Origin of the sequence: Rhizobium sp. YTUHZ044, from assembly GCF_051123975.1 — a bacterium.
GTDB lineage: Bacteria > Pseudomonadota > Alphaproteobacteria > Rhizobiales > Rhizobiaceae > Rhizobium.
Map to the genome: position 1 here is coordinate 1,658,893 of NZ_CP101426.1, position 15,042 is coordinate 1,673,934.

At 60.9% G+C, this 15,042-nt stretch carries 10 protein-coding genes; 8 read left to right on the forward strand and 2 right to left on the reverse strand.

The window, feature by feature from the left end; all coding sequences use genetic code 11:
* Positions 1-49: 49 nt before the first annotated feature.
* The 5 genes from NL154_RS08235 to exoR all read left to right on the forward strand — a co-directional run bounded on the left by NL154_RS08235 (position 50) and on the right by exoR (position 7,037).
* Entirely contained in the window at positions 50-922 is an 873-nt protein-coding gene (locus NL154_RS08235; RefSeq protein ID WP_221146535.1) for a PopZ family protein, read from the forward strand.
* 117 nt (positions 923-1,039) lie between these two features.
* Positions 1,040-3,883, forward strand: a complete 2,844-nt coding sequence (locus NL154_RS08240; protein WP_210628137.1) for a valine--tRNA ligase — start codon at positions 1,040-1,042, stop codon at positions 3,881-3,883.
* 398 nt (positions 3,884-4,281) lie between these two features.
* On the forward strand, positions 4,282-5,529 hold the full coding sequence (locus NL154_RS08245) for an OmpP1/FadL family transporter (protein ID WP_434733883.1): 1,248 nt from the start codon (positions 4,282-4,284) through the stop codon (positions 5,527-5,529).
* 211 nt (positions 5,530-5,740) lie between these two features.
* Positions 5,741-6,223, forward strand: coding sequence for a hypothetical protein (locus NL154_RS08250; protein ID WP_434733884.1), 483 nt, complete (start codon positions 5,741-5,743; stop codon positions 6,221-6,223).
* Between the two features lie 19 nt (positions 6,224-6,242).
* Complete coding sequence (gene exoR, locus NL154_RS08255) at positions 6,243-7,037, forward strand: exopolysaccharide production regulator ExoR (RefSeq protein WP_210628135.1); 795 nt, start codon at positions 6,243-6,245, stop codon at positions 7,035-7,037.
* Positions 7,038-7,122: 85 nt separating this feature from the next.
* Here exoR and xth read toward each other — a convergent pair whose 3' ends face one another.
* Positions 7,123-7,914 (reverse strand): exodeoxyribonuclease III, encoded by a 792-nt coding sequence (gene xth, locus NL154_RS08260; protein WP_210628134.1) that lies wholly within the window; start codon positions 7,912-7,914, stop codon positions 7,123-7,125.
* Positions 7,915-8,142: 228 nt separating this feature from the next.
* Complete coding sequence (gene erpA, locus NL154_RS08265; protein ID WP_064709130.1) at positions 8,143-8,475, reverse strand: iron-sulfur cluster insertion protein ErpA; 333 nt, start codon at positions 8,473-8,475, stop codon at positions 8,143-8,145.
* Positions 8,476-8,697: 222 nt separating this feature from the next.
* Here erpA and NL154_RS08270 point away from each other — a divergent pair, with 222 nt between their 5' ends.
* From NL154_RS08270 to NL154_RS08280, 3 genes are all read left to right on the forward strand, one after another.
* Positions 8,698-9,915 carry a deoxyguanosinetriphosphate triphosphohydrolase gene (locus tag NL154_RS08270; RefSeq protein ID WP_221122830.1) on the forward strand — a complete coding sequence of 406 codons (1,218 nt, stop codon included), beginning with the start codon at positions 8,698-8,700 and terminating at the stop codon, positions 9,913-9,915.
* 63 nt (positions 9,916-9,978) lie between these two features.
* Positions 9,979-11,736, forward strand: coding sequence for an arginine--tRNA ligase (argS, locus tag NL154_RS08275; protein ID WP_434733885.1), 1,758 nt, complete (start codon positions 9,979-9,981; stop codon positions 11,734-11,736).
* A gap of 61 nt (positions 11,737-11,797) precedes the next feature.
* Positions 11,798-14,965: an SPOR domain-containing protein gene (locus NL154_RS08280; RefSeq protein WP_434733886.1), complete on the forward strand. Its 3,168-nt coding sequence runs from the start codon at positions 11,798-11,800 to the stop codon at positions 14,963-14,965.
* The last annotated feature ends 77 nt before the right edge of the window (positions 14,966-15,042 follow it).

The window sequence follows — 15,042 nt, forward strand, 5'->3', positions numbered from 1 at the left end:
TGAACGCTCCACACCGTCCGATCGTTGTGTTGGGATAACGGGGATAGATATGGCTCAGCCAAGTGTAGCGCGTGAACCGTCCATGGAAGAAATTCTGGCCTCCATCCGCCAGATCATCGAAAGCAATGAACCCGGCGCCGGCAAGGCGATTTCAGCTTCCGTGCCGCCGGTTTACGGCGCCGACGACGACGAAAACGGCTCCGAAATCCATCTGACGGTGGATGACACCTATGCCGGCGTGGAGTTTCCCGAACCGGCCATGCGCTCGTCCGATCCACGTTTCGTCGCCGCCAATTCGGCCGGCACCGCCCCTGAGACCGAAGCCCCGGCCCGCGCGCTGTCGCTTGCCGATGTCGCAGCCCGCGTGCGCGCCGCCTCCGAGCGCAGCGCCGTGCAGGCCGGTCAAGCCTTGCGCGAAATTCCGAGCGGCTTCCGCCAGCCGGAGCCGCAGCCGGCCGTGATGCCGGAGCCCCCGCGCGCTGCAAGTCCGCAGCCGCAGCCGACACGGCCCGCTTTTGCCGCTGCCGCAGCACCCGTTTCCTCTGTTCCCGTCCAACAGCCGCCAGAACCGACGCTTGCCGAAACACCGCGTGTCGCCGTCGCCGAGCAAGCCGCTGCTGCCGCCGAAACTGCGCCACCGGCTTTGGAGTCCGCTACTTCGTCGACCGAGCGTTTCCTCCCGAGCGTTGTCGACGAGACCCAGCCGTCACTGCTTTCGGAAGACGCCGGTCTGCAGATCAGCCGCTCCTTCGAGGAGCTTGCCGCGGCGATCGACGGCGCCGAGCGCCGCTCGCTGGACGAGATTGCCGAGGACATGCTGCGCCCGATGCTGCGTGAATGGCTTGATGACAATCTGCCAACTTTGGTCGAACGGCTGGTGCGCGAGGAAATCGAGCGCGTGGCGCGCGGCCCGCGCCGCTGATCGGATTGATTTTTCCTGGAAAAGCCGCTCCGGTCTCCGGGGCGGCTTTTTTATTGACTTGGTCGTGGCCATCCTATTTACAAACGCCCATCCTCGAACCTCGAAATTGGTCAGAAAATGCTCGACAAGACCTATGATTCCGCTGCCGTCGAACCGAAAATCGCCGCGAAATGGGATGAGGCGGACGCCTTCCGCGCCGGCGCGAACGCCAAACCGGGGGCCGAGACCTTCACCATCGTGATCCCGCCGCCGAATGTCACCGGCTCGCTTCATATGGGGCATGCGCTCAACAATACGCTGCAGGACATCATGGTGCGCTTCGAGCGCATGCGCGGCAAGGACGTGCTCTGGCAGCCGGGCATGGATCACGCCGGCATCGCCACCCAGATGGTCGTCGAACGCAAGCTGATGGAGCAGCAGCTGCCAGGCCGCCGCGAGATGGGCCGCGAGGCCTTCATCGACAAGATTTGGGAGTGGAAAGCAGAATCGGGCGGCCTGATCTTCAACCAGTTGAAGCGCCTCGGCGCCTCCTGCGACTGGTCACGCGAGCGCTTCACCATGGACGAAGGCCTGTCGCAGGCCGTTCTCGAGGTTTTCGTTACGCTCTATAAGGAAGGCCTGATTTACAAGGACAAGCGCCTTGTCAATTGGGACCCAAAACTCCTGACGGCGATTTCCGACATGGAGGTCGAGCAACACGAGGTGAAGGGCCATCTCTGGCATCTGCGCTATCCGCTCGAGCCGGGTGTCACCTATCAATATCCGATCGCCTTCGACGAGGAAGGCAAGCCGACTGCGTTCGAGACGCGGGACTATATCGTCGTCGCCACGACGCGGCCGGAGACGATGCTCGGCGATACCGGCGTTGCCGTGAACCCCGAAGACGAGCGTTACAAGCCGATTATCGGCAAGCATGTCATCCTGCCGATCGTCGGCCGCAGGATACCGATCGTCGCCGATTCCTATGCTGATCCGACAGCCGGCACAGGCGCGGTGAAGATTACGCCGGCCCATGATTTCAACGACTTCGAAGTCGGCAAGCGCGCGAAGCTGCGTGCGATCAACGTCATGAATATCGATGGCACCATTGCCATCAAGGATAATGAGGATTTCCTTGAAGGTCTCGACAATCCCGCGGCACTGCATGGCGCCTGGGACCGTCTGGAAGGGCAGGACCGGTTCCATGCGCGCAAGGTGATCGTCGAGATCTTCGAAGAGGCCGGCCTTGTCGACAAGATCGAACCGCACAAGCATATGGTCCCGCATGGCGACCGCGGCGGCGTGCCGATCGAGCCGCGGCTGACGGAACAATGGTTTGTCGACAACAAGACATTGGGGCAGCCTGCCCTGGAGTCCGTTCGCGAGGGAAGAACCAGGTTTATTCCCAGGAACTGGGAAAACACTTATTTCAATTGGCTGGAGAACATCGAACCGTGGTGTATCTCTCGCCAGCTCTGGTGGGGTCATCAGATTCCCGCTTGGTACGGTCCTGACGGCCAAGTCTTCGTCGAAAAGACCGAGGAGGAGGCGCTGCAGGCGGCGATCCAGCATTACCTCTCGCATGAAGGGCCGATGAAGGCCTATGTCGAGGACCTGCTCGAAAACTTCAAGCCTGGCGAAATCCTGACGCGGGACGAGGACGTGCTCGACACCTGGTTCTCTTCTGCGCTCTGGCCTTTCTCGACACTCGGCTGGCCCGACGAGACGCCGGAACTTGCGCGTTACTACCCGACGAATGTCCTCGTCACCGGTTTCGATATCATCCCGTTCTGGGTCGTTCGCATGATGCAGATGGGCCTGCATTTCATGAAGGACGAGAATGGCGATCCCGTCGAACCTTTTCATACGATCTATATTCACGCACTGGTGCGCGATAAGAACGGGCAGAAGATGTCGAAGTCGAAGGGCAACGTCATCGACCCCCTGGAACTGATCGACGAATACGGTGCCGACGCACTGCGCTTCACCCTGGCGATCATGGCCGCACAGGGCCGCGATGTGAAGCTCGATCCGGCCCGCATCGCCGGCTACCGCAATTTCGGCACCAAGCTCTGGAACGCCACGCGTTTTGCCGAGATGAACGGCGCCAAGAGCGATCCGCATTTCGTGCCGGAGGCGGCCGAGCTTACCATCAACCGTTGGATCCTTACGGAGCTTGCCCGTACGGAACGTGACGTTACGGAAGCGCTTGAAGCCTTCCGCTTCAACGATGCGGCCGGCGCGCTCTACCGTTTCGTCTGGAACGAAGTCTGCGACTGGTATCTCGAGCTTCTGAAGCCGGTCTTCAATGGCGATGACGAGGGCGCCAAGGCCGAAGCCCAGGCCTGCAGCGCCTATATTCTCGAAGAGATCTACAAGCTTTTGCACCCCTTCATGCCCTTCATGACCGAAGAGCTTTGGGCGCATACCGCAGGCGAAGGCAAGGAACGCGACACGCTGGTCTGCCATGCCGAATGGCCGGCGCCGTCCTATGCGGATGACGCGGCTGCCGACGAGATCAATTGGCTGATCGACCTCGTCTCCGGCATCCGCTCCGTGCGCGCCGAAATGAACGTGCCGCCGTCGGCGACCGCCCCGCTGGTCGTCGTCAAGGCCAACAATCTCACGCGCGAAAGGCTGTTCCGCCACGACGCCGCCATCAAGCGGCTTGCCCGCGTGGAAGCGATATCACTGTCCGACGATGCGCCGAAGGGCGCGGCCCAGATTGTCGTCGCCGAAGCCACCGTCTGCCTGCCGCTCGGCAATCTGATCGACCTTGCTGCCGAAAGGGCCCGCCTGGAAAAGGCGATTGCCAAGATGGATGGAGAAATCGCCCGCATCAATGGCAAGCTTTCCAACGAGAAGTTCGTCGCCAACGCCAATCCCGAGGTGGTCGAGGCCGAGCGCGAGCGTCTCGATGAGTTGAAGGGGCAGATCGCCAGCTTGAATACCGCGCTTTCCAGGGTCAGCGAAGCCGGATAAGTTTCATTGCCGATTTTGGTAAGTTATTTCAAAGACGCGCCTGCTTCGGGGCGCGTCTTTTGTCGTTTGGGGAACGCCTGATTCGGTCTTGAGCGCGGCTGATTTGAGGCGCTGAGCCTGTGGATTTTGGCTTTACGGCTATCCATTTGGTGAAAACTGTCACTGTTGTCGGATTGATACAGCTTCTGCACTGTTTGGAATGAAAACCCAAAAGACCGTCTCAAAATCGATGGCTCTAGAATAGAATTTTATTAACCAGATTTTTTGACGTGTCCGTCAATTTCTTTACGTAAGTTAGCCATTGCAATGCCTGGGAGCGCCGCCGTGGGGCGCGTTGCCATGTCGAGCGAACGCTTACTAAAGTGGCGTACATCAATTGCTGGAGTGGGGGAGACACAATGGCATCGCGTATGTTTTCCAAGGGCGTAACGTCGCTCGTTCTTCTTTCGTCGCTTGCCTTGCCGTCCTTTGCCGGCGGCCTGGAGCGCGGCGGCTATAACATCGATCAGCTGTTCGATACGTCGCCTTTCTCATTTCAGTCGGGCGTGACTTACGTCACGCCGCAGCGCAAGCTGAAGGATGTCCGAGACACGAATACGTCGATACTGACAGGGGGCGGCAATCTGAACAGCCGTCCAGACACGGCTGACGATACCTCAAATTACACCATCCCCTATATTGGTTTTAAGGCTGGTTTTGGCGATGCGGTCGACTGCCTCGTTGACTATTCGGAGCCCTTCGGCGCACACACCGACCCCGGCATGAATTGGGCCGGCGCCAACGATAACATTGAGACAGAGATCAAAACACGGAACTATGGCGGCACCTGCTCCTATCGTTTTGATGTCGGTCCTGGGCAGCTTCGCTTCATTGGCGGCGCTTTTTATCAGGAAGTCGAAGGCTTCAAGGAACGTCTGGTTTCAACGCTTCCGCTTCTGCTCGGGACTGGAACTGGCGTCGGTCGCCTGGATATCGACGATAGCGGTTGGGGCTGGCGCGCCGGTCTTGCTTACGAGATTCCGGAATATGCGATGCGTGCGAGCCTCGTCTATAACAGTCGCGTCAAGTACGATGACCTGTCCGGGACTGTTGATCTCCGTCAAGTTCCGGTTGTGCCGCTATATGGGGGCCTGGTCACACCAGTTTCCGGTTCCGCCGAAGCTCCGGATTCGCTGGAGCTGAAGCTGCAAAGCGGTATCGCTCCGGATTGGCTTGCATTCGGATCGGTTAAATGGACGAATTGGAGCGTCCTGCAGTCGGTAGCATTCTGCCCGACCAACGGCTTGCCTTGCCCCGCGGGTGGTCTAACCTCGCTCGACCTCCTTTATCGTGATGGTTGGACGATCTCCGGCGGTGTCGGCCACAAATTCAATGAACAATGGGCCGGTGCAGTCAGCCTGACATGGGACCGCGGCACCAGCCAGGGGTATGGCGCGCAGACAGACAGCTGGACGCTGGGGCTCGGTGCAGCCTACACACCGACCGAACATATCGAATGGCGCTTTGCCGGTGCCGTGGGCGTGTTGACGAGCGGTTCGTCTGGTGCTGTGACCCGGAATGGCGTCACATACGGAGATGATGTTTCCTACTCCTTCGATGACGATCTGGTCGCTGCACTGTCGACAAGCATAAAGATCAAGTTCTAAATTCCTGATTTGAAGAATTGAGAGCCCGGCACTGCCGGGCTTTTCTTTGTGCGCGGCCCGTTAATCATGTCATTTGCTGGTCTCGTTTTGTGACGATTCAGCAACAGTTTTTTACGATGAATGGCGTATGGTGGCGATGGGGCGAATTTGTCCATTTCCCGCCACAAAGAGAGCGCAGCGGTATTGCGGGCGAGGTGATGGCAGACTTACGGTGCGTGTAATCAGTAGCATGGGTCGATTTTTTTCCGGTAACACCAGATCGTACGGCGCAAGTGGCGACAGCCGCGTGATTGCGGCCGTTTCTCTTTCCGGGCAAGGCTATTGCGACCGTAAATTCGACCTCACGATCATGCCGTCGATCCATTCATTGCCGTCGTTATCTGTCCGTTCGCATAGTCAGGCGGGCTTAGCGGCAGATGTCGATACCGGTTTGGTCACATTTGCTATTTACGAATGCGATATAGGCGGGAAGGCGGATGCCGCGCCCGCCGACGGGGTGCCAGGAAGATTACAGTCGGGCCATGCCGCGAGCCGGGTGGTCCTGAATGAGATGCTGAAAATTCGGCCTCTCGAAAGAGGCCAATGGGCTGGAAGCGACGCGGGCAAAGGGGCCATGGAGCTCGCCGCGGGATCGCTCGCCTCGAAGGAATACATCGGTGGTATGCCCGGCGTCAGCGCCGGCTGCGGGCGATGAGCGAAAGAAATCGGTTGAAATGGTAACGTCCGAGTTCAAATTGTTCAAAATCATGCTGATGGGCATGTGGGTGGCCATGGCGCTGTCCGGTCCGGTTCTCGCTTTCGACATCAAGAGCGACGTCAGCAAGGAATCCGGCCCTTTCGACCTCTTCAAGTTCGGCTTCAAGGCCTACAAAAACGGTCAGAAGGAGGAGGCGGTCGAGGCCTACAAATACGCCGCCGAAAAGGGCCATACCGGTTCGCGCTGGGCGCTCGCCAACATGTATGCCGACGGCGACGGCGTCACCCAGGACGATTTCGAAGCCTTCAAGATCTATAGTGAGATTGCCCAGCAGGGTGTCGAACCCGGCTCGGAAGACACGGGTTTCTTCGTCAACGCGCTTCTCTCGCTCGCCAACTACTACAAGCACGGTATTGCCGGCAGCCCGGTGAAGATCGATCTCACTCAGGCGCGCCAGCTCTATTTCCAGGTGGCCTCCACCTTCGGCGTTCCCGAGGCACAGTTCCAGCTGGCGCAGATGATGCTGGCCGGCGAGGGCGGTAGTGCCAGCCCGCAGCAGGCGAAAAAGTGGTTGAACCAGGCCCGTAAGAGTGGCCATCCCGGCGCCATGGCGGTTTTCGGAAACATCCTTTTCGACGAAGGCCAGACGGCCCGCGGTCTCGCGCTGATGACCGCCGCCCTCGACCGCTGCAAGCCGAAGGATTGCGGCTGGATGGAAGCGCTGCAGGAGCAGGCCTTCTCGGTTGCCAACGAGGCCGACCGTCGCACGGCTGTTTCGCTGTCGCACGCCATTTCGAGCGGTTCTGACTGAAACCTACCACTCAGCGCCACGCGGCATTCAGCCCGCGCATCCTCCACCGCGTCTCTGAAATGACGCTCTGCCAAGTGCTCGGATGTCAGGCCGCGAAATCGAAATAGGCGATCACCGGTACGTGGTCGGACGGCTTTTCCCACGCCCGCACATGTTTTTCGATAGTTGCCGACGTCATCCGGTCGGCTGCTTCGGGTGATAGCAGCAGATGGTCGATGCGGATGCCGTTGTTCTTCGGCCATGCACCCGCCTGATAGTCCCAGAAGGAATAGAGCCGCGTCGCATCCGTCGTCGCGCGCACCGCATCGGTCAAGCCGAGATTTTCAAGTCTGCGGAATGCCTGCCGCGTCTGCGGCAGGAACAGCGCATCGCTTTCCCAGACCCTGGGATCGAAGCAGTCGTGCGGTTCAGGAATGACGTTGTAATCGCCGGCAAGCACCAGCATCTCTTCATAGGCCAGCCGTTCGGCCGCAAAGCTCCTCAGGCGCTCCATCCAGGCGAGCTTGTAGGGGTATTTCTCGGTGTCGACGGGATTGCCGTTCGGGAGATAGATGCAGCAGACGCGCAGGATGCGCGTGTCGGGCAGCGTGAACACCGCTTCTAGGAAACGCGCCTGTTCGTCCAGCGGGTCGCCGGGCAGGCCGCGGTTGACCTCAAAAGGTGAAGTCTTGGAGAGGATCGCGACGCCGTTGAATCCCTTCTGGCCGTGCGTCTCGACATGATAGCCGAGCGCTTCGATCTCCAGCCGGGGAAAGCCTTCGTCGATCGTCTTGATCTCCTGCAGGCAGACGACATCGGGATCGGAATCCTTGAGCCATTGTGTGAGATTGTCGATGCGCGCCTTGACGCCGTTGATGTTCCAGGTCGCGATCTTCATGCTCTGTCCCGTTCGCTAGGGCATGTCGCGCAAAAGTGTGCGGCCGTTTTTGCGATTCACGACATGCGGAAAATCAAAGACCTAAAGCGTGGCAAGCGAGTCTGAAAGATCGCGACGCGCTTTAGTGCGCTCCTTTTATCGCGGTCTTTCGCCGCTGGACAAGCCAATAAACCGGCCGGAAGCAATTCCTCCGACCGTCGTTGGGGACAACGTTCTGCGCTCGGATATTCAGATTGAGAAGCTGGTGCCGCAGCCGCAACTTGCCACCGCGTTCGGGTTCTTGATCTGGAAGGATTGGCCAAGCAGATTGTCGACAAAGTCGATCTCGGAACCTGCCATATAGACGAGCGACAGGCTGTCGATCAGCACCTTCGCGTCGTTTTTTTCGACGACGATGTCGTCATCTCCAGCGCTGTCGGCAAGGTCAAACTTGTAGGAAAAGCCCGAACAGCCGCCGCCTTCAACGGAAACGCGCAGCGCGCTCTTGCCGGCCTCCGCACTGATGATGGCGGCGATACGCTTTGCCGCGGCATCCGAAAGAGTTACACTCGTATCCGTCATATTTCCTCCTGCCGGGGTCAAGATCCGGAGAGAATGGGTTTCGGCACTCAAATGTTCAAATGCCTGATATCAAAGGAACTTAGCATGATCTTCGCAAAAAGACCATGACGCGCCGAAGCGGTCGGGAGAGCGCCTCTTTGCCGTTTCCTCGGGCTATAGGTATGAAGAGGGCAAAGCGGCGTCAATGGGCAGATGCGGCAACAGGCAGAATGACGGTGAAGAATGACGATTGACAGGCGAGCTTTGGGTTTCGGCGGCAGCGAAAGGGCGGTCTATGCGGCAGACCCGTGGACGACGCGTGGGCGTCTCTATCCGGAAGACAGCAGCCCGACTCGCTCCGATTTCCAACGCGACCGCGACCGCATAGTCCATACCACCGCCTTCCGCCGGCTGAAGCACAAGACCCAGGTCTTCATCGCCCAGGACGGCGATCACTACCGCACCCGGCTGACGCATACGATCGAGGTGGCGCAGATTGCCCGTGCGCTTGCCCGCGCCCTGAAACTCGACGAGGATCTGTCCGAGGGCGTGGCGCTGGTGCACGATTTCGGCCACACGCCGTTCGGCCATACCGGCGAGGACGCGCTGCACGAGGTGCTGCTGCCCTATGGTGGCTTTGACCACAATGCCCAATCGCTGCGCATCGTGACCAAGCTCGAGCGGCGGTATGCCGAATTCGACGGCATCAATCTGACATGGGAAAGTCTCGAAGGTCTCGTCAAGCATAATGGTCCAATGCTGACGCCAGATGGTGTGGGCACGCACGGCCCGGTTCCGCAGCCGATCCTCGATTATTGCGAACTGCACGATCTCGAACTGGGCACCTATGCCAGCCTCGAGGCCCAGGTTGCGGCGATCGCCGACGACATCGCCTATAACACCCATGATATCGACGACGGCCTGCGCTCCGGCTATCTGAGTTTCGACATGCTGGAGGAAATTCCCTTTCTCGCCGAGTTGATGGCCGAGGTGAGGGGGCGCTATCCGCATCTGGAACCGAGCCGTTTCACCCACGAGATCATGCGCCGCCAGATCACCCGCATGGTCGAGGACGTTATCGGCGTCGCGCAGGAGCGCCTTTCACTTCTTCGTCCTGAGAGTGCAGCCGACATCCGCGGCGCCGACCGGGTTATCGCCACCTTTTCCGAAGAGATGGCCGAAACCGACAGGCAGATCAAGGCGATGCTCTTCAAGCGCATCTACCGCAATCCCGATATCATGCGGATCCGTGCCGGTGCTGCCCAGATCGTCACGGATCTCTTTGCCGCCTACATGGCCAGTCCCAAGGAGATGCAGAGCCATTACTGGGTCGATCATATCGCCGGGCTCGCCGATGCGCCGAAGGCTCGCCATGTCGGCGACTACCTCGCCGGCATGACCGACACCTATGCGATCAGTGCCCACAGGCGATTGTTTGACCACACTCCGGATTTGCGATAGGCAGCGGTCGCCCGCCGAAGGCCGATTTGCGCCTTTGGCACAGCCTATGCATGGAAGAGTGCGATGAACCTTTTTACCGACTTCGAAGCCAGGATCAAAACCGCCCTTGAACAGATTGATCTGGTCAGGGAAAAGCGATCTGAGCTCGATTTCGGCCGCATCACAGTCGAACCGCCGCGCGATGCGAGTCATGGCGATGTTGCGACCAATGCCGCGATGGTGCTGGCAAAGCCGCTCGGCACCAATCCTCGCGCCCTTGCGGACGTCATAATCGCCAAGCTCAAGGAGGATGCCGACGTCGCCGATGTCTCGGTCGCAGGTCCGGGTTTCATCAACATCCGTCTCGCCGTCCGCTATTGGCAACGGCTGCTCGCCTCGATGATCGGCGCCGGCACCGACTATGGCCGCTCGACCCTAGGCCAAGGTCGCAAGGTCAACGTCGAATATGTCTCGGCCAATCCGACCGGCCCGATGCATGTCGGGCATTGCCGCGGCGCCGTGGTCGGCGATGCGCTCGCCAACCTGCTCGCCTTTGCCGGTTACGGCGTCGAGAAGGAATATTATATCAACGACGCCGGCTCGCAGATCGACGTGCTCGCCCGGTCGGTCTTTCTGCGTTATCGCGAAGCGCTGGGTGAACGGATCGGCGAAATCCCGTCGGGTCTCTATCCGGGTGACTATCTCGTGCCCGTCGGCCAGTCGCTTGCCGCCGATTACGGCGTCCGGTTGCACAATATGCCGGAGGAGCAGTGGATGCCGATCGTCAAGGATCGCACCATAGACGCGATGATGGTCATGATCCGCGAAGATCTGGCGGCGCTGAACGTCCATCACGACATCTTCTTTTCCGAGCGGACCCTGCATGCCAATGGAGCGGCGGCGATCCGCACGGCGATCAACGACCTGACCTTCAAGGGTTACGTCTACAAGGGCACGCTGCCGCCGCCGAAGGGCCAGCTTCCGGAAGACTGGGAAGATCGCGAGCAGACACTGTTCCGCTCGACCGAGGTGGGCGACGACATGGACCGGCCGCTGATCAAGTCGGACGGCTCCTACACCTATTTCGCCGCCGACGTCGCCTACTTCAAGAACAAGTTCGATCGTGGTTTCGACGAGATGATCTATGTGCTTGGCGCCGACCATGGCGGCTACGTCAAGCGCCTGGAAGCGGTTGCACGCGCCGTTTCGGAGGGCAAGGCGAAGCTGACGGTGCTGCTCTGTCAGCTCGTCAAGCTCTATCGCAATGGCGAGCCGGTGAAGATGTCGAAACGTTCGGGCGATTTCGTCACGCTTCGGGACGTCGTCGAGGAAGTCGGCCGTGATTCGGTCCGGTTCATGATGCTTTATCGCAAGAATTCCGAGCCGCTCGACTTCGATTTCGCCAAGGTGACGGAGCAGTCGAAGGATAATCCTGTTTTTTACGTGCAGTATGCGCATGCCCGCTGCATGTCGGTCTTCCGGCAGGCAAGAGAGGCTTTTCCCGGCCTCGATGCTTCGCCCGAGGATCTTGCGAAAGCCGTTGCTGACGTTGGCGATCCGGCCGAATTGCAGCTCGTCGCCAAGCTTGCCGAATTCCCGCGTATCGTCGAGGCGGCCGCCCAGTCGCAGGAGCCGCATCGCATTGCATTTTACCTCTACGATCTCGCCAGTGCGTTCCACGCGCACTGGAATAAAGGTAAAGATCAGCCGGAATTACGATTTGTTAATGATAAAAACCGAGAATCAAGTATTGCCAGACTTGGGCTGGTGTACGCCGTCGCGTCGGTTTTAAAGTCGGGACTTGCTATTACAGGCACTGCCGCACCTGACGAAATGCGATAACGTCACCATTTACCCACAATGCGCTGGCATTTGAGCGTTGGCGTTTGCGAGTGGGATAGGCATGGCTGAGAAACAATTTGCGTATGATACGCGCGGAAAAGACGATCTGTTTGCGGACGACGATCCGTTGGCTGAACTTGCCCGGATTGTCGGTTTCGAGCCGCGTGTTGCAGCGAATACCGTAAGCGACGCCGCCCGGCGCGAACCTGCCTTCGATCTGGAGGATGAGCTCGGGCGAGAATTCGATCGATACGATTCACCACGTCCGCTGGCCGAACTCGATCGGCCGGCCGAGCCGATCTCCGATGGCATCACTTCTGAAGGCTATGTCGAGCCCGTTCTCGATGCTTCTCCCGCTGCCGTAAGCGTGGATGTTCCGGAGCCCGCGTCCGTTGGTCCCGTCGCCGCAGAAGAAGCTGCCCGACCTCCGGCAAGAAACTGGGACGTAGCCGCTGCCGACCCGGCGGCCGGTCAGCCGCAGCTGTCCGCAGATCCTGTTTCCGAGGTGTCGGTCCATACCGCTTTCGGCGGCGCCCGCGACCTGATCGAGGAACTCGAACTGTCGATCGGTGCCGCGCCGATCTCTTCGCTGGCGCAGCCCGCCAAAACCCCGCAATGGTCGGCCGCCAGCATCAGGTTGCCGCTCGCCAATTTCCACGCCCCCAAACGTGAGGAGCCGGTGGCAGCGGTTGAGCCGGCCGCCGAAGCAGTTGCTGCGCCTGCGGCTGAACCAGTCGCTGAACCGGTGGCTGAAGCAGTCGTTGCCGATCTTGTCTCGGCGGAGCCGGAGCCCGTGATCGAGCAGCCGGCGCCCGCCGCCGCTGTCGAGCCTCTGGAGGAGTTCGAATCCGCGGCGCCGTCGTTCGGCTTTCCCGCTGAGCTCGATCGCCACGATGAGGCAATTGCGTCGCAAGAAACTGCTGGAGCCGAGGAATTCGTTGAAGTCGAGGATGATCTGGAAGAGTTCGGCTCCGACGCCGGTTTCGATCTCGCGGCCGCCATCGAGGGCGAGATCCAGGCCGATGCCGCGCTGACTGAGGTCGGACAGGAAGTTCCGCATATCGCCGGCACCTTCGATGTCGACGACCTGCTGGCCGACGTCTCGCGCTATCCCGTGCCCCGCCCGGTATTGCAGCGCGCCAATCTGGCGCCGGCTTCGCCGGAGCCCGCTCCCGTCGAAGTCGACTCGGTCGCTGCCGCACCGGTTCAGCCCGAGGCGATCGCGCCCGTACCGGTCCTCTCAGCTCCGATCGAAATGGCGCCTGCCTATGCTGGCGAAGCCGCAAGACCTGTCGCGTCCCAACCTGTCTCAACGGCCTATTCACCGGCGCCGCAGCCCGCGCCGGAAGCCGATGATCCCTTCGCGGGCCACGATTTCGAACTGGACCTCGCCGGTATCGAGCTGGAACTTGCCGATCTCGATTTTTCCGAAGCAGCCGAGCCTGCGCCGCAGCCAAAGGCACAGCCGGCGCCCGCCGCGCCGGAGCAGGCAACGCCTGAGTACCCGCAGGCCGCTGTCCCGGCGCAGCCCGCGTCGGCCCTGGTTTCCGAGCAGCCGGTCCCAGCTCCGGCTCCGGTTTTCAACTGGGCACCTGCCGGAGAGGCGTCCGCCGCTGAATCGACCGAAGATCTGCCCTTCGATCCGGCGATGATCTCCGATCCGGAGGATCGTCCCGAGACGGTGGACGATATGCATGTGCCGACGCTGCCGCCGGTCGAGCAGCCCGCTCCGGTCGCGAAAACCGCGGATTTCGATTTCGATCTCGATGCAGAGATCGCGAGCTTTTTCGAGCCGGCCAAACCGCGCGAAACGGCGGCGTCCGCCCGTAATATGGCTGCCGCTGCGGCAACGCCGGTCAAGCCGACCATTGCCGACGGTCTCGACGATTTCGAACGGGCGCTGGAGGAAGATTTCCGCCGCAGCGTGCGCGAGCCGGTCGAGCGCCGGGAAACCTCCGAGGTCCACATCGAGTCGGCAAGCCAGGCCGCTGATTTCAGCCGCGCTCGGTCGATGCGCCGGCTGCTGGCCGGCGCCGTCATGCTGGTGGTCTTCGCTGGCGTCGGTTATGGCGTCTATTCCTCCGTCTGGAACGGCGAAGGGCTCGGCATTGTCGCGTCCGGCGAGCCGCGTGTGATCACGGCCGACAAGGAGCCCATCAAGGTCGTTCCGGAAAATCCCGGTGGCAAGACGGTTCCGAACCAGGATAAGGCCGTCTACGACCGCGTTGCGGGTTCTGCCGAGGAGCCGAAGCAGAAGGCGCTCGTCTCCTCGGACGAGGCCCCGGTCGATGTTGTCCAGCGCACCTTGACGCCGGAGGCATTGCCGGAGGATGACGAGAACGCCGGCGCTGACGATCGGGTCACGCCGACCGCGGTTGGTGAGACGGAGGATCCGCGTCTGTTGCCGAACCACGCCAACGCCGACAACGCTTCCGCCAGCGACGCCGACAAGACGCCATCCGTTTCGCCGCGCAAGGTCCGCACGATGATCGTCAAGCCTGACGGCACGCTGGTCGCCCGCGAGGAGTCCGCGCCGGTCGACCAGCCGGCCGCGCCTGCTCAGCCGATGCCGTCTGGCCAGCCGCCAGTGACGGCGCAGTCCGCCCCGTCTGCGCCATCGGCCCCGATCGCACCGCCGGTGGCCGGAACGGCTGCGAGCTTCCCGGCAAGCGCCGAGATTGCTTCCGTCGATGCGCGTTCTGCAGCACCAGTTCAAACCGCGCCGACGCAGCCGTCGCCTGCCGCAACTGCCGATGAGCAGGCGGCAAATCCCGCACCGGTCGATGCGCCGGTACGGCCGGTCAAGACGGCAACGATCGCCGATACGGCCCCGGTTCCGATCGCCCGTCCGGCCGATCAGCCTGTCAACGTCGTCGGCACGGTTACCGATAAGGGCAATGTCCGCACCCCCGCGCAGCAGCCGAAGCCGACGCAGGTCGCCTCGGCAACGCCGGCCGCCGCCCAGCCGCAGCAAGCCGGTTCCGCCGGCGGCTACGGCCTCCAGATCGCTTCGCTGCCGTCGGAAGACGAGGCCAATAAATCTTACGCAAACCTGTCGAAGAAATTCGCCGGCGTGCTTGCTGGCCGCGCCCATGAGATCCGCAGGGCCGATATCGCCGGCAAGGGCACTTTCTACCGTGTCCGCATCCCGGTCGGCTCGAAGGATGAGGCCGCAGCCCTTTGCGAACAGTATCGCGCAGCCGGCGGAAGCTGCCTGATTTCCAAGTAACATCGGGTTATCAAATAGGGAGCGGCGAGCCGGATCGGCCCGCCGCTCTTTTTTGTGCATCGCGCCCGCAGTTACTC

What these genes read in the sequence shown, in the direction of transcription:
- NL154_RS08235 (WP_221146535.1), top strand. Translation starts at nt 50, where the DNA reads ATGGCTCAGCCAAGTGTAGCGCGTGAACCGTCCATGGAAGAAATTCTG.
- NL154_RS08240 (WP_210628137.1), top strand. Translation starts at nt 1,040, where the DNA reads ATGCTCGACAAGACCTATGATTCCGCTGCCGTCGAACCGAAAATCGCC.
- NL154_RS08245 (WP_434733883.1), top strand. Translation starts at nt 4,282, where the DNA reads ATGGCATCGCGTATGTTTTCCAAGGGCGTAACGTCGCTCGTTCTTCTT.
- exoR (WP_210628135.1), top strand. Translation starts at nt 6,243, where the DNA reads ATGGTAACGTCCGAGTTCAAATTGTTCAAAATCATGCTGATGGGCATG.
- xth (WP_210628134.1), bottom strand. Translation starts at nt 7,914, where the DNA reads ATGAAGATCGCGACCTGGAACATCAACGGCGTCAAGGCGCGCATCGAC.
- erpA (WP_064709130.1), bottom strand. Translation starts at nt 8,475, where the DNA reads ATGACGGATACGAGTGTAACTCTTTCGGATGCCGCGGCAAAGCGTATC.
- NL154_RS08270 (WP_221122830.1), top strand. Translation starts at nt 8,698, where the DNA reads ATGACGATTGACAGGCGAGCTTTGGGTTTCGGCGGCAGCGAAAGGGCG.
- argS (WP_434733885.1), top strand. Translation starts at nt 9,979, where the DNA reads ATGAACCTTTTTACCGACTTCGAAGCCAGGATCAAAACCGCCCTTGAA.
- NL154_RS08280 (WP_434733886.1), top strand. Translation starts at nt 11,798, where the DNA reads ATGGCTGAGAAACAATTTGCGTATGATACGCGCGGAAAAGACGATCTG.